This is a genomic window from Phyllobacterium sp. OV277, assembly GCF_900104355.1.
Classification (GTDB): Bacteria; Pseudomonadota; Alphaproteobacteria; order Rhizobiales; family Rhizobiaceae; genus Phyllobacterium.
Map to the genome: position 1 here is coordinate 296,747 of NZ_FNIY01000001.1, position 15,791 is coordinate 312,537.

General features: G+C 55.6%; 13 protein-coding genes. 4 read left to right on the forward strand and 9 right to left on the reverse strand.

Features of this window, described 5'->3' with window-relative positions; all coding sequences use genetic code 11:
• From BLU05_RS01590 to BLU05_RS01610, 4 genes are all read right to left on the reverse strand, one after another.
• Positions 1-1,029 carry a cysteine synthase A gene (locus BLU05_RS01590; RefSeq protein ID WP_091877318.1) on the reverse strand — a complete coding sequence of 343 codons (1,029 nt, stop codon included), beginning with the start codon at positions 1,027-1,029 and terminating at the stop codon, positions 1-3.
• Between the two features lie 190 nt (positions 1,030-1,219).
• Positions 1,220-2,563, reverse strand: a complete 1,344-nt coding sequence (locus tag BLU05_RS01600; protein WP_091878395.1) for a DEAD/DEAH box helicase — start codon at positions 2,561-2,563, stop codon at positions 1,220-1,222.
• Between the two features lie 322 nt (positions 2,564-2,885).
• Positions 2,886-4,082: an HPP family protein gene (locus BLU05_RS01605; protein WP_091877322.1), complete on the reverse strand. Its 1,197-nt coding sequence runs from the start codon at positions 4,080-4,082 to the stop codon at positions 2,886-2,888.
• 123 nt (positions 4,083-4,205) lie between these two features.
• A complete protein-coding gene (locus tag BLU05_RS01610) occupies positions 4,206-5,069 on the reverse strand; it encodes a DMT family transporter (protein ID WP_091877324.1) in 864 nt (287 codons plus the stop codon).
• A gap of 154 nt (positions 5,070-5,223) precedes the next feature.
• Between BLU05_RS01610 and BLU05_RS01615 the strand changes: the two genes are divergently transcribed.
• Positions 5,224-6,636: an aminotransferase-like domain-containing protein gene (locus BLU05_RS01615; RefSeq protein ID WP_091877326.1), complete on the forward strand. Its 1,413-nt coding sequence runs from the start codon at positions 5,224-5,226 to the stop codon at positions 6,634-6,636.
• On the opposite strand, the gene BLU05_RS01620 is transcribed toward BLU05_RS01615, so the two are convergent.
• The 4 genes from BLU05_RS01620 to ade form a co-directional block, all read right to left on the reverse strand.
• A complete protein-coding gene (locus BLU05_RS01620; RefSeq protein WP_091877328.1) occupies positions 6,604-7,140 on the reverse strand; it encodes a DUF1697 domain-containing protein in 537 nt (178 codons plus the stop codon). The two genes, BLU05_RS01615 and BLU05_RS01620, sit on opposite strands and share 33 nt — an antisense overlap.
• A complete protein-coding gene (locus BLU05_RS01625) occupies positions 7,137-7,685 on the reverse strand; it encodes a DUF1697 domain-containing protein (protein WP_091877330.1) in 549 nt (182 codons plus the stop codon). The genes BLU05_RS01620 and BLU05_RS01625 overlap by 4 nt, the downstream gene beginning before the upstream one ends.
• A gap of 101 nt (positions 7,686-7,786) precedes the next feature.
• The gene (gene ilvA, locus BLU05_RS01630) at positions 7,787-9,046 is read right to left on the reverse strand and encodes a threonine ammonia-lyase IlvA (protein WP_091877332.1); all 1,260 of its coding nucleotides are present in this window, start codon (positions 9,044-9,046) and stop codon (positions 7,787-7,789) included.
• Positions 9,043-10,857 (reverse strand): adenine deaminase, encoded by a 1,815-nt coding sequence (gene ade, locus BLU05_RS01635; RefSeq protein ID WP_091877334.1) that lies wholly within the window; start codon positions 10,855-10,857, stop codon positions 9,043-9,045. The genes ilvA and ade overlap by 4 nt, the downstream gene beginning before the upstream one ends.
• 245 nt (positions 10,858-11,102) lie before the next feature.
• Between ade and BLU05_RS01640 the strand changes: the two genes are divergently transcribed.
• From BLU05_RS01640 to BLU05_RS01650, 3 genes are all read left to right on the forward strand, one after another.
• Positions 11,103-12,080 carry a tripartite tricarboxylate transporter substrate binding protein BugD gene (locus BLU05_RS01640; RefSeq protein ID WP_091877336.1) on the forward strand — a complete coding sequence of 326 codons (978 nt, stop codon included), beginning with the start codon at positions 11,103-11,105 and terminating at the stop codon, positions 12,078-12,080.
• 103 nt (positions 12,081-12,183) lie between these two features.
• Positions 12,184-12,645: a tripartite tricarboxylate transporter TctB family protein gene (locus BLU05_RS01645; protein ID WP_091877338.1), complete on the forward strand. Its 462-nt coding sequence runs from the start codon at positions 12,184-12,186 to the stop codon at positions 12,643-12,645.
• 10 nt (positions 12,646-12,655) lie between these two features.
• Complete coding sequence (locus tag BLU05_RS01650; RefSeq protein ID WP_091877340.1) at positions 12,656-14,161, forward strand: tripartite tricarboxylate transporter permease; 1,506 nt, start codon at positions 12,656-12,658, stop codon at positions 14,159-14,161.
• An 18-nt stretch (positions 14,162-14,179) separates the two neighbouring features.
• On the opposite strand, the gene BLU05_RS01655 is transcribed toward BLU05_RS01650, so the two are convergent.
• Entirely contained in the window at positions 14,180-15,646 is a 1,467-nt protein-coding gene (locus tag BLU05_RS01655) for an ArnT family glycosyltransferase (protein ID WP_175540499.1), read from the reverse strand.
• Between the last annotated feature and the right edge of the window lie 145 nt (positions 15,647-15,791).

The window sequence follows — 15,791 nt, forward strand, 5'->3', positions numbered from 1 at the left end:
TCAGCCTTCGAACGGAACGGATATGTTTACTTTCGCTTCCATCCAGCGGGGAACTGGCAGGTCTTTGGAGCGCAGGAATTCCGGATTGAACATTTTTGACTGGTAGCGGTTGCCATAGTCGCAGAGGATGGTGACGATGGTGTGGCCGGGACCAAGATCGCGTGCCAGACGGATCGCCCCGGCAATGTTGATGCCGGAAGAACCGCCAAGGCAAAGCCCCTCTTCTGTCACCAGATCAAACACCACATCCAATGCTTCCGCATCTGGTATCTGATAGGAAAAGTCAGGGATAAAGCCTTCCAGATTGGCCGTCACCCGGCCCTGCCCGATACCTTCAGTGATCGAACTGCCCTCAGCCTTGAACTCACCTGTTGTATAGTAGGAGTAAAGCGCCGCACCCAGCGGATCGGCAAGACCGATCTTGACGTCCTTGTTGCGAGCCTTGAGCCCGGCAGCGGTGCCAGCCAGCGTTCCACCAGAACCCACCGCGCAGATAAAACCATCAACCTTGCCATTGGTATCGCGCCAGATCTCCGGCGCTGTGGTTTCCACATGGGCCAACCGGTTGGCAACATTGTCGAACTGATTGGCCCAGACAGCGCCATTCGGCTCAGTTTTTGCCATCTGCTCGGCAAGACGGCCAGAAACTTTCACATAATTGTCGGGGTTCTTGTATGGAACCGCCGGAACCTCGACCAGTTCTGCACCGAGCAGGCGCAGCGCGTCTTTCTTTTCCTGACTTTGCGTCTCGGGAATAACGATGACCGTTCGGTAGCCCAGCGTCTTGGCAACCATCGTCAGGCCAATACCGGTATTTCCAGCCGTACCCTCAACGATGACGCCGCCCGGGCGTAGCAGGCCGCGATTCTCAGCATCGCGGATAATATAGAGTGCTGCCCGGTCCTTGACTGATTGTCCGGGGTTCAGAAATTCAGCCTTGCCGTAAATATCGCACTCGGTCAAAGCCGATGCCTTGCTCAGGCGGATTAGCGGCGTGTTTCCGATGGCGTCGATCACTGAATTCAACATGGGCCAAGTCCTCATTCTGCTTGGCTTGAACCTATTTGCCCCTCGCGCGCCGTTCAAGCGCCGAATGGCAGAAAGTCATGAAAATGCAGGTCTTTATTTCTTGGCAGGAAAGCAGGACGCCAAGCACGCCCCAACAAAAAGGCCGCCGATACGATGCATCAACGGCCTGATTGGTTATCTCTAAAGCAGCTTATGCAGCCTTGGCGCCAAAGCTCTTGCGCTTGGCACGGCGGAACGGACGCTTCTGCGCCGGAGCGCCGCCATCATTGCTCCAGACCTTTTCGCCGCGTGGCTCGCGTGGCTCGCGTGGCTTGCCCGGTGCCTGACCGCGATGCGGCTTCTTGCCCGGTGCGCCATTGCCGCCTTCGCGGCGTGCTGGACGCTGGTCATTGCTGGCAACGCGTGCTGGAAGCGTCGACAGATCAATAGGCGAATCGGCAAGTGGCAGACGCATGCGCGTGACGCGTTCGACGGCCTTGAACTTGGATGCTTCTTCGGCTGGATCATAGAGCGTGATCGCATTGCCCGATGCACCGTTACGGCCTGTACGGCCAATACGGTGCACGTAGCTTTCCGGCTCATCCGGCAGGTCGAAATTGATGACGTGGCTGATACCGACGACATCAATGCCGCGAGCGGCAATGTCAGTGGCAACGAGAACGCGGACAGAACCGTCCTTGAAACCGTTCAGCGCGCGCTGGCGGGCATTCTGCGACTTGTTGCCATGAATGGCAGCCACATCATAGCCGTCCTTTTCCAGAACACGGGTCACTGCATCAGCACCATGCTTGGTACGGGTAAAGACGATAACCGAAGACAGCGTTGCATCTTTCAGCATGGCCGAAAGAACCTGCTTCTTCTGCTTGGTCGGGATCATGTGCACGACCTGCTTGATTTCGGCAGCCGTAGTGCCCTGTGGTGCTACTTCCACGCGAATAGGATTACGCAGCAGGCTTTCAGCCAGTGTTGCCACTTCCTTGGGCATGGTTGCGGAGAACAGCGCGGTCTGGCGATCGCGGTGTGTGCCCTTGGCAATGCGCTTCACATCATTGATGAAGCCCATGTCGAGCATACGGTCGGCTTCGTCGAGAACGAGCCAGCGTGTTTCCGACAGATCAATGCGGTTGTCACGCACGAGATCGGTCAAACGGCCGGGCGTTGCAATGAGAACGTCAACACCGCCCTGCATCTTGTTGATCTGCGCCACGCGGGATACGCCGCCAAGCACAAGAGCCGTCGAGATATGCGCGCCCTTGGAGAGCTTGCGAACAGTTTCTTCGATCTGCACGGCAAGTTCGCGGGTTGGTGCGAGGATAAGAGCGCGGGCAGTCTTGCCCTTGCGCTTGTCGCCGATGGTCAGGATTTTCTGCAGGATCGGCAGGCTGAAAGCCGCCGTCTTGCCGGAGCCTGTCTGAGCAATGCCGAGAATGTCCTGACCAGCGAGCTGTGCCGGGATGGCCTGTTCCTGGATTGGCTTGGGAGTAGCCATTCCAGCTGCCTCAACTGCTTTGAGCAGGATGGCATTCAGACCCATGGCGGCAAAGCCGGTGTTTTCTATATTTTCCAATTCAATCTTCTTTCATTGGCCAAGCGTGATGGGAGATCACGGACCATAAACACATCACAGGGCGCAACCTGCATGTAACTTATTCGGGATGAACGACGAGACGCGGGGAACCAAAGATTCCATGCGACTTGCGCAGCCGTGCCTGAGACAGTGTGCCAACAGGACTTAGACGCCACGAAGTCCGCAATCGGAAGACCGGAGTGTCCGGTCCAAGCGCCTGAGCCGCATATGGGCTTTCTTTGGCAAAAAAGCAAACGATTTTATTGTGCGCCGCGAAATGGCACTCTGATCATCCGGCTAAAGTCAGCGGCTCATCCGGACGTCCGGCACTCAGATTGCTGTTATAAAGCGCAGCAATCACATCGGATTGTGTGACTATGCCGACAAGCTTCTCATTCTCATCGGCCACCGGCAAATGATGCAGTCCCCAATCCGCCATCGCTGGCACCAGCTCCGTCACCAATGTCTCTGGCCGGACGAAGTGAACCTCTGAGGTCATGATGTCGGCCACCGTGCGCTGCGCCCGGCGATCCAGCTTGACGGCCCGGCGCAGACGGCGCGCAAGACCAATGTTCAGATCACCGTCGCGATCCCAATTGGCATTCTCCATAAAATCCGTCTGCGTCACGATACCGATGATGTTGCGATGGGCGTTGACCACAGGCAGTGCCTTGATGCGATGCTTGACCAGCAAGGCCCAGGCGAGATGCAAAGGCGTATCAGCTTTTACCGTTGCAAGGTCAGTAGACATGATCTGTTCACAACGTACTTCGCCAAAGCGGCTGCGATACGCCTGCATCTCGGTCTTATGCAGGATAGCATCTAGATCATCAGGGCTGATATTGAGCACTTCATCATATTGCCGAAGCACCGTATCCAAATCAGCAGGTGTAAAGCCCAGTCGACGTGTTGGCAAAGGATCAGCGGTTTTGTGTACGTTGACAGCCGGTGCTGGAACAATATGCGGATAGCGACGGCCTGTCAGATTATTATAGGCCAAGGCTGCAATCAGCAGCAGCAGGGAATTGAGCCCCACCGGCCACAACACAAACCCATAGCCAAGATTATGAACGACGGGACCACCGAGAACCGCGGTCAAGGCCACTGCGCCGCTTGGCGGATGCAAGGAGCGGGTAGCGATCATTGCGAGAATAGCCAGCGAAACACCAACAGCCGAAGCGATAACCAGATCAGGAATCCAGATGGCGCAGGTAACGCCGATCAAAGCAGCAATTGTGTTGCCGACAATAATCGACCACGGCTGTGCCAGAGGACTGGACGGCACAGCAAACAAAAGCACAGCCGACGCCCCCATTGGTGCAATCAGTAGTGGCACTGCGGTGGTGGGACCTAGAGCAGTCTCGCTGACAACGCCGGTGATGAACACACCAAGCAGAGCACCGAAACAGGCGCGCAGCCGTTCCATCCCGCTGACCGGAGCCAATGCAGGCAAGAACCGCTCCAACGCGATTATCCATGATTTCATGATGCATTCCTGAAGCTGCGCATTACATGCGCATACCTTTTGCTGCATCAACTGGCAAAGAATGAATTACTCAAGATTCAGAATAATTCAGAATAACAATCCAAGATTGCATCCAGAACCCGCCTATCTGGCAAATCGCTTTGCGCCTGCCACGCACAGGATGACAGCCATCGTCACAAGGATCATCGACCAGCCAACGGTCTCATGCAGCAGTGTTGCCGCCAGAACCAGTCCGAAGAACGGCTGCAGCAACTGCAACTGCCCCACCGCTGCGATGCCGCCCTGTGCAAGACCGCGATACCAGAAGATGAAACCAATCAGCATGGAAAACAGCGAGACATAGGCCAGTCCCAGCCATGCACCCTGCCTGATCGAGCCCCAGTCATGCGGCATGGTATAAAGCGTCAACAGCAGCATTAGCGGCAAAGACAAGACCAGCGCCCATGAGATAACCTGCCAGCCGCCGAGCCTGCGGGAAAGTTGGGCACCCTCCGCATAGCCAAGACCGCAGACAATGACCGCCGCAAACATCAGAAGATCACCAGTCAACGAGGCAGTCACGCCCTGGAACAGCGCAAAGCTTACGACGAACAGACTGCCAAGACAGGAGAATATCCAGAAAACCGGACGCGGACGCTCGCCGCCGCGCAGCACACCAAAAATAGCCGTCGCCAATGGTAACAGACCGATGAACACAATGGAATGGGCAGATGTGACGTGCCGAAGCGCCAGCGCCGTCAGCAGCGGGAAGCCGACGACAACACCGAGCGCCACCACGAACAACGACATGAGGTCCGCCTTTGCCGGACGCTTCTCACGAAAGGCCAGCAACATGGCCAGCCCGAGCAGCCCGGCAATGGTGGCGCGGGCGACGGTCAGGAAAACCGGATCAAAATCGGCCACGGCCACGCGTGTAGCCGGAAGAGAACCACTGAAAATCAGCATTCCTACAAATCCGTTGATCCAGCCACTCGTCATCTTGTCCATTATCGCACCTCATCTTCCCTGCCGCATTTTCGCTCAGACAGAATCGTTCTGTCAGGCAGGAACTGCTCCAGAGATATCGACGGATAGGCATGGATTTTCCAGAGACGGTACAGTACAATATATTCAAACTGTAATGGGATAATGAGCAGTACAGATGGATATTTCTCCGCAGGACGGCACCCTTGTCGAACAGGTGATGCAAGCTATTCGCCAGCGGATTGCCGGACGAACGCTTGGCCCCGGCGCGCGTCTGCCGTCAATCCGCAGCTTTGCCGTCATCATGCAGGTATCTAAATCGACCGTTGTCGAAGCCTATGACAGGCTTGCGGCTGATGGCACAATCCAGTCGCGCCGCGGTTCCGGCTTTTATGTTGCCGGCCATATGCCGCCATTATCATTATCGGAAATCGGACCACGGCTTGATCATGCCATCGATCCGCTCTGGGTTTCGCACCTGTCGCTTGACGCGGATGAGGATATGCCCAAACCCGGATGTGGCTGGCTGCCCGCGTCCTGGATGCCAGAGGCTGGTGTACGGCGTGCGCTGCGGACACTCGCCCGTGCCGAAGATGCACTCCTCACCGATTATTCAACGCCGTTGGGATTGAAGCCACTGCGTCAACTGCTGTCGCGGCGCATGGCCGAACATGGCATCGACGCGGCACCTGATCAGATCATCATCACCGAATCCGGCACGCAGGCCATTGATCTGCTTTGTCGCTTTCTGGTCGAACCCGATGACACAGTCATCGTCGACGATCCCTGCTATTTCAATTTCCACGCGCTGTTGCGCGCACACCGGGTCAAGGTCATCGGTGTACCCTATACGGCCAATGGACCAGATCTGGACCGCTTTGCCGAAGCCTTGGCGGAACATCGCCCTCGCCTCTACATCACCAACTCGGCCCTCCACAATCCGACAGGCGCTGTACTTTCGCCGGTTATCGCCCATCGCCTGCTCAAACTGGCAGAACAACATGACCTCACCATCATCGAGGATGATATTTTCGCCGATTTCGAGCATGAACCTGCTCCACGCCTTGCAGCTTTTGATGGGCTGGAGCGCGTTGTTCACATGGGCAGCTTCTCAAAATCGCTATCCGCTTCGGTGCGGTGCGGTTTCATCGCTGCGCGGCGGGATTGGATCAGTGGTCTCGTTGATCTGCGCATAGCCACCTCGTTTGGTGGCGGACGGCTATCATCAGAACTGGTTTTGCTCATGTTGAAAGACGGCACCTATCGCAAGCATATGGACCAGTTGCGCGCACGTCTTGCCCAGAACATGGCTGAAACAGGCACGAAACTAAAGGCGCTCGGACTGGCGCCATGGATCGAGCCACGCGGCGGTATGTTTCTGTGGTGCAAATTGCCCGATGGGGTCGACGCAGCGAGTGTAGCCCAAGCGGGACTTAAGGAGAGAATAGTTTTCGCTCCCGGCAATGTCTTCAGCCTCACCCAATCGGCGCACAATTATATGCGCTTCAATGTGGCTCAATGTGCTGATCCGCGTATTTTCACGGTGTTGGAAACCGCCTTAAACAGCCGCGAGCATGTTCTGGAGCGTTAGCACCGTGCGCCAATTGCGCGCCGTCAACGGCACTTTCAACACTTTGTCGAGTGCTTCTGCCATTTTCGACGTGCCGAATCCGTCAGGCGTGTAGAGATACAGCACGCGATTGCGAACGGTGAACTCTTCCGTATCACCGGCCTTGCTGGCAAGTTCCACCAAAGCAGCATCGGTCGGGTCATCTTCCATGATCACCACATGCAGGTTTTTCGGATTATCCAGCGCCTGCGGATAGGCGTTCTTGTTCACCATGCAGTTCCACTCATCCTCGCTGCGGATGGTCACGCGCGACGAAAACCCAAAGGTTCGTGGAAAAATCTCAGTGATGGTTTCAGCAACCCGTCGCGCAGTCTGGTCAGATGTCAAAATCACATTGCCACTTTGAACATAAGTCCTGACATCGCCAAATCCAGCGACAGCCAGAATTGTACGCAATGTCTCCATTTTGACGATCTTGTTGCCGCCCACATTGATGCCTCTGAACAGAACAATATATTTGGTCATGGTGCCCCCTTGTCGATTTGCTCCGCCAATTGCGCCAGCTTCAACACGGTGTTCCAATTGCGTGCCGTTGCCGCGACCTTGAGCGTTGTCTCGATCTTGCTGAAGAGTTTGGATTCCGATGCGCCCTGCGGCGGATAGTAATAAAGCACCTTGCCGTCGACCGCGAATTGCTCCGGTCCTGCGTTCTTCCTCTCAAGTGCTTCTACAGCCGCGATGTCAGGTTCTTTTTCCAGAACATAGGCGTGAAGTTTATTGCCTTCGGCGCCAGAAAATGGATTGCCGGCAATCAGCTTTCTCCAATTGGCACGGCTGACAATCATGATGGATTTGGAAAAAGCAAACTTTTCCAAGGTGATATCAGCAATTGTTTGGACGATTTGTCTTCGTGTTCGGTCAGATACGAGCACGACATTGCCGGTATTGATATAAGTGGCAACCTTTTCGAAGCCATCCTCCAACAAGGCAGTCTTCAACGGCTGCACCGGCAGCAATGTTGCACCGCCGACGCCGCGAAACAGAATGATATAGGTCGTTCTACGCCCCATGCCACCTCAGACCTGACGCCGGGATTTTCCCCTCGTATCCGTCAATTCATTACCCCTGTAGCAATCTTACAGGCGATTCAACCAACTGCAACCACAACAAATCAGATAATCAGCCCAGCGATTGTCTCGTTGTCGGTGATATCCTGATAGGCCCAGCCTGCTTCATCAAAGCGCTGGAACAGGGCATCAAAGTTCGCCTTTTGCTTGGTTTCGATGCCGATCAGAACCGAGCCGAAGTTGCGCGCAGATTTCTTGAGGTATTCAAAGCGCGCCACATCGTCCTCGGGTCCAAGCAGATCGAGGAATGAGCGCAAGGCACCCGGACGTTGTGGGAAGCGGAAGATGAAATACTTCTTCAGCCCCTCATAGCGCAGCGAGCGTTCTTTCAGTTCCGGCAGGCGTTCGAAATCGAAATTGCTGCCTGAAATGACGAGGATGATGTGCTTGCCTTTCAGCTCGCTCTTCTTGAAATCTTTAAGCGCATCAATGGCAAGAGCGCCAGCGGGCTCCACGACGATACCTTCAATGTTCAACATCTCGATAATAGTTGAACTCAGCCGGTTTTCCGGAATCAACATCACAGAGTCTGCTGTGAACTCTTTGAGAAGCTTGAAATTTTCCCGGCCGATCTCGGCAACAGCAGCACCATCGACAAAATTATCGACCGTATCGAGCTTGACCCTCTTACCCGCCTCCAGACTGCGTTTGAGGCTCGGTGCTCCCGCAGGTTCGACAAAGCGGAAACGCGTTTCCCAGCCAAGATCGCCCAGATAACGGGTGACACCAGCCGATAGACCACCGCCGCCCACGGGCAGAATGATCAGGTCCGGTTTGCGCTTGTCGGGAAGCTGCGCCGCAATTTCATGCGCAACAGTTGCCTGCCCGGTGATGATGTCAGCATGATCAAAGGGGGGCACCATGACCGCACCCTTTTCCGCAGCAAAATCTTGCGCAGCGGCATAACATTGGTCGAAAATATCGCCGACAAGACGGATTTCGATGAACTCACCGCCAAAAGTCCGCGTCTTGTCGATCTTTTGCTGCGGGGTTGTGACAGGCATGAAAACCACGCCATGTTTGCCAAAATGGCGGCAGATGAACGCAAAACCCTGTGCATGATTGCCAGCGGAAGCACAGACAAACGTCGAATCCTCCGATTTGTGCTCGTTCAGATAATGGGCAATGAAATTGAACGCGCCACGGATTTTGTAGGAACGAACCGGCGATAGGTCCTCGCGTTTCAGCCAAATCTGCGCGCCGTACTTCTGCGAGAGATAATGATTGAGTTGCAGCGGTGTTTCCGGGAACAGCGCGCGCATCTTTTCCGTCGCGCGGTCCACAGCTTTGATGAATGCAGTCATAGGAACAGGTCAACCTTCTCGAATGTTCTGACATCGATAATGCCGACATCGGAAATACGCAATTCAGGAATGACCACAAGTGCCAACAGCGAATGCTGCATATAAGCGTTGTTGAGACTGCATCCCATGGCCCGCATGGCATTGACAAGCTTGTCGGCTTTTGCGGCAACAACTTCCGCCCGTTGGTCCGACATGAGACCAGCAATCGGCATTTCCACCAGCGCCAGTTCCCGCCCTTTTGAGAACAGCACCACACCGCCGCCGACTTCACCCAGACGATTGGCGGCCTTGGCCATATCATCCTTGTTGGTGCCGACAACAATCATGTGATGGCTGTCATGGGCGACAGTCGACGCCATGGCACAGTCAAGTGTGTAACCAAAGCCGGAGACAAAACCGTTGACCACCGCCCCAGTACCGCGATGCCGCTCGACAAGCGCGATCTGGCACACATCATTGCGGCGGTCCATCTGCACGATGCCATCGGAAACCGACAGTTCTGCCTCAAGCGCCTTGGTCGGTGCCTGATTTTCGATAACGCCGATCACCCGTGCCGTAACGTGTTTGGAGGGTCTCGGCGCCTTGATATCGAAATCCTTGGCATTGAGCTTCTTGCCAAGCTTGATCGTGTTCTTGGCAAAGGCCGGATAGTTATAAACAGGGATCTCCGCTGCAAGCTTGCCTTTTTCCGCCAGAAGCACACCGCGACCATAGACGCGGTCGATAGTGAGATTAGCAAGGTCAGACACAATCAGAAAATCAGCGAGACGACCGGGCGCGATCGACCCGATCTCGCGCTCCATGCGAAAATGCTGAGCGGTATTGAGCGTTGCCATCTGGATTGCAGTTATGGGCTTCAACCCCTGCGCAATGGCATGGCGCACCACCCGGTCCATATGACCATCATTAACAAGCGTACCGGAATGGCTGTCATCGGTGCATAGGATGAAATTGCGTGGATCAATCCCCTGCTCCGTCACCGCCTTGATCTGGCTGGCCACATCATACCACGCCGAGCCCAGACGCAGCATGGCGCGCATGCCCTGACGCACGCGGGCAATCGCATCCTCCATGCGTGTGCCTTCATGGTCGTCCTCGGGTCCGCCTGCCACATAGCCGTGGAAAGCGCGTCCGAGTTCCGGTGAAGCAAAATGCCCGCCAACGGTCTTGCCCGCCTTGACGGTCGCATCGATACCACCACGCATGGTTGCGTCATTATTGGCGACACCGGGGAAATTCATCACCTCACCCAGCCCGACAATATTAGGCCAGGTCATGGCCTCAGCCACATCATCAGGGCTGATGGATGCGCCAGCATTTTCGAGACCAGGAGCTGAAGGGACACAACTTGGCATCTGCACATGCACATTGATCGGCATGGCCAACGCTTCATCATGCATGAGCCGGACACCTTCTAAACCGAGCACATTGGCGATTTCATGCGGGTCAATGAACATGGAGGTCGTGCCGTGCGGAATGACGGCGCGCGTGAATTCGGTGACGGTCACCATGCCGCTTTCGACATGCATATGGGCATCGCAAAGACCCGGCACGAGGTAACGTCCGCCCGCATCGATAACCTTGGTCTTCGGCCCGATGCAATGTTCCGCACCATGGCCAACAAAGGCAAACCGTCCGGCAACGACAGCAATATCAATGCCTGCGATGATTTCACCCGAATAAACACTGACAAGACGGCCATTGCGCACGACAAGATCGGCGTGACTGCGGCCCATGGCGACATCCACCAGCAAGGGGGCTGATTCTGTCCATGCCTGCGGTTTGTTACCGGTTGGCGCTTGTCTGCTCATCTCATCACCTCATTCACTGCTTTCACAATGCATATACCAATAAAGACGCTTTCGCGGCGCATTCATCAAAAAAAATCGCAATACCAATGAATTACTTGACATGGGCGCTCTGGTTAAGTCCGATAGGATCAAGTGCAAGGCGCCGCAACGAGACTGCCAATATCCTCGGAGGAACAATGGATATGGCAGCCATCACGGCAAAAACCATTGCACTGATATAAACGCATTGCTCGGGGAGGAATTTAATGCGCGGACTCTCAATCTCATTTGCGGCCACGGCTGCCATCACCCTGCTTTCAACCGGCGCTTACGCGGCTGGTTATCCGGAACGCAATATCACGATGGTTGTACCGTTCTCGGCTGGCGGACCAACTGATACGGTGACACGTCTTGTGGCTGAAACCATGTCAAAAGATCTCGGCCAGCAGATCATCGTTGAAAACGTCGGCGGTGCCGGTGGCACGCTTGGTGCATCGCAGGTGGCCAAGGCGGAAGCCGATGGCTACACGCTGCTGTTGCATCACATCGGCATGGCAACCAGCGCAACACTCTATCGCAAACTGCCCTACGACACCCTCAATGCCTTTGAATATGTCGGGCTTGTTACGGATGTTCCGATGACCGTTGTCGCCAAGAAGGATTTTGAGGCAAAGGATCTCAAAGGTCTGGTTGATTACGTGAAAGCCAATGCTGACAAGGTCAGTCTCGCCAATGCCGGTATCGGCGCAGCATCGCACCTCTGCGGCATGCTGTTCATGAGCGAAATCAAGACGCCGCTGGTAACAGTTCCCTATAAGGGCACCGGGCCAGCCATGACCGACCTTCTGGGCGGACAGGTCGACCTGATGTGCGATCAGACGACGAACACGACAAAGCAGATCAAGGGCGGCACCATCAAAGCCTATGCCGTGACATCGGCCAAGCGCCTTGCCGCTCTACCAGATGTTCCAACCGTAGCCGAGGCAGGTCTGCCCGGTCTTGAAGTCGGTATCTGGCATGGCATTTACGCGCCGAAGGGCACACCGAAAGATGTCACGGAGAAGCTGTCGGCATCGCTTCAAAAGGCTCTGAAGGACCCGAACATTATCGCCCGCTTTGCCGAGCTTGGTACTGTGCCCGTCAGCGATGCGGAAGCAACACCTGCCGGTCTCAAGAGCAAGCTAGAAAGCGAAGTCACACGCTGGAAGCCTGTGATCGAAGCAGCCGGACAGTACGCCGATTGAATAAGCGGCCTTGCCGTTTTTTACCAAAACATCTCCCCTTAAACCGGGGGAGATGAACTGGGGTATCGGTCACAAAAAGCCAAAAAGGCACTGTGGGGGTTCTATGAAATCGTTGAGTTTCAGTTCACGCGATCTGATTTGCGGGCTTCTGTTCATTGCAGCGGGCCTTGTTTTCGCCATTCAGGCTTACGGCCTCGAACTCGGCACGGCATTCCGCATGGGTCCGGGTTATTTTCCGCTCGTCCTTGCCTGTATTTTGATCGTGCTGGGTGTCATCATTATCATTCAGGGAACACAGCTCGAACATGAGCCGATGGGCCCAATCGCCTGGCGCGGTATTCTTTTCATCCTGCCTGCACCGGTTATCTTTGGTTTGACGGTACGTGGGCTCGGCTTTGTGCCTGCACTGTTCATAACTGCCCTTTGGGCCGCTTTTGCCAGCGTCAAAATGAAACCGGGTCTGGCGCTCATTCTGGTGGGTGGCCTGACGCTGTTTTCCGTGATCGTTTTCAGCTACGCGCTCGGACTGCCCTTCAGGCGGTTCGGGCCATGGCTCGGACTGTGAGGGGCTGAACATGGATCTTTTGAACAATCTCGTCCTCGGCTTCGTGACCGCCGCCTCGCCGTGGAATCTGTTCTTCTGCTTTATCGGCGTCATCCTTGGCACACTGATCGGCGTGCTGCCCGGTATCGGCGCAACGGCTACAATCGCGATGCTGTTGCCGATCACCTTTCAGCTTGAGCCGGTTTCGTCGCTGATCATGCTCGCTGGCATCTATTACGGCGCGCAATATGGCGGATCGACCACCGCAATTCTCATCAATATGCCGGGGGAGTCTTCTTCCGCTGTCACCGCTATCGACGGCTATCAGATGGCGCGAAAAGGCCGGGCCGGTGCGGCTCTCGCCATTGCGGCCATTGGCTCCTTCTTTGCCGGAACGGTCTCGACCTTTCTCGTTGCGGTCTTTGCGCCGCCACTAACCATTATTGCCCTGAAGTTTGGATCAGCCGAATATTTTTCACTGATGATCGTCGGCCTTGTCTCCTCCATCGCCCTCGCCCATGGCTCCGTGGTCAAGGCGCTCGGGATGGTGGTTCTTGGCCTGTTGCTGGGGCTCGTCGGCACCGATATCTATACGGGAACGCCACGTTTCAATCTCGGCATTCTTGAACTGTCCGATGGGCTCAACTTTGTCGCCGTTGCCGTTGGTGTATTCGGCATTGCTGAAATCCTGCGCAATCTCGAAAACGAGCATGACCGCGAGGTTATGATCAAAAAAGTCACCAATCTCTGGCCAACGCGGCAAGACTGGAAGGAAATGACAGCGCCAATCCTGCGCGGTACGGCCATAGGCTCAGCGCTTGGCATCCTGCCCGGCGGCGGCGCGATCCTCGCTTCCTTCGCCTCCTACACCGTCGAAAAGCGCATGTCGAAAACCCCGGAGGAATTCGGCAAGGGCGCCATTGCAGGCGTTGCCGGTCCGGAATCCGCCAACAATGCCGGTGCACAGACATCATTTATCCCGATGCTGACGCTTGGCATCCCCGCCAACCCTGTCATGGCACTGATGATCGGTGCAATGATCATTCAGGGCATTGTCCCCGGCCCCAATGTGGCAATAGAGCAGCCTGCCCTGTTCTGGGGCATCATCGCTTCCATGTGGATTGGCAATCTGATGCTCATCCTGCTCAATCTGCCACTGATCGGCCTATGGGTGAAGCTGCTGACAATCCCCTATTACATGCTGTTCCCGGCGATCATCGCCTTCTGTGCGATTGGCGTTTACAGCGTCAACTCAAACGTGTTCGACCTCTTTGCGGTCGCCTTCTTCGGCCTGATTGGCTACGTTCTCGCCAAGCTGCGCTGTGAACCGGCACCTTTGCTGCTTGGCTTTGTGCTCGGGCCGCTTCTGGAAGAGCATTTGCGCCGGGCCATGATCATGTCACGCGGCGATCCATCGACCTTCGTCACCCGTCCTATCAGCCTGTCGCTATTGCTGCTTGCAGCCGCAGTGCTGGTGGTTGTGCTGCTACCGAGCATTCGCAAGAAACGCGACGAGGTGTTTGTCGAGGAAGTATGAGAGCATCGTTCCGGCGCCTTAGCGCGCCGGAACAATCACGTAGCTCACAATTTTGGTCTGATCAGGATAATATTTATAGCTCAACTTCACCTGTTTGACCTCAGTGGGCGGGTTGGTGACGCCAGCGCTTTGCATGAGCCCCTGCACCACCGGGTTCATGCCTTCGCCAAACCAGACAAACAGCGCCGGAAACTGGATACGCGCCGCAGCATTGGGCATTTCCCAATGCACGGGACTGACAGTTCCATCAAACAGGCGCAAATTGCCCGGTAATTGCGGTCCATCCGAAACAACGGTGAGGTAATTTCCGTCGGCGCGCGTTGCAGCGAAGAGTTTTGCATAGTCCAATTGCCCGATGGAAGGCACGCCGCCATCACGCGCGTGGAGGATGTTAAAGGCCAGAACCGGAATAACAGCCAGACCACAGAGCGCGCCGACGATCGCGAAGCGTTTGAGCGGCAGGTCTGACGCAATATAGCGCCCAAGCAAAAGCGCCAGATAAAGCGGCGACAGGAACAGCACCGGCTGCAGCCAGCGGTCCTTGACCTCGGCGGCACCGCTGATCAGAACACCAATGAAAACACAGACCAGCGCAAACATGATGATACGGCCGACAAAGGTTTCACCGTCGGTCCAGCCAGCCTTCGGCGTGACCTGTTGCGCGCGGCTGCGCCACCAGGCAACCGCAAAAAACACCAGAGCAACACCGGAGAAGAGAATACCGTTGAGGAAGAGTTTCCACTCACCATGCAGGCGGCTGATCAAAAACTGGCTTTGGTTGAACTCGAATTTGCGTGTTCGCGCCAGCAGACTATCCATATGGGACAACGCCCAAAGTCCTGTCGGCGTTATGGCCCCTAAAAAGACCACGAGGGTCAGGATGGACTTGGGGGACAGAAGAACAGCGCGGTAGGCAGGGACGGAAAATCCGGCCAGAATCAGGCCAATGAGGAAGAAGCCTGCGTTGAATTTTCCAAGAATACCGGCGGCAATGCCAAGCCCCAGCAGCGCCGCGGAAAGCCACGAGCGGGATTTCATATGCCATGCGAAAGCCAGAAATGCCCATGCGCAACCAGTGGTGGCGCCGACGGAATGCGTAAGCGTCCGCTGTGATTCCCAGGCGATCTGCGGCAGCAGGAACACACCAACCATGCCAGCAGCAGCAACCACCTTTGACAGGCCAAGCAGCCTCGCACCCGCATAGACACTGACAAACAGGCTCGCCAGCATACCGAACTTCACCAGAAATACGGTGAACATGCTGATGCCGAGAACATCCCCGGCCACACTGTTGATCCAGGTATAGAGCGGCGGTTGCGATCCGCCATATCCCCATTGCAAGGCACCGACATAGGCCAGCTGCTCGGCATCATCGACACCGGCACCATTTGAAATGCTTGTCAGGAAAAATACCTGAAAGGCAAAATACAGGAGAACGAACAGAAGACCGGGATTTTCCGATGCAAATCGTTTGAGGGCGTTCATAGGCATTTGAACCGGAATAGCTGGCATTGTTTCTATCTTTGATTGCGCCGCTTCTATTCCAAGTAGCAGCGGAAATCTACCTGCCCGTGCATCAACGTGTATTGCTCAGGCGTGCACTCCGCGAACCCGCTTTTGAGTGAAACCT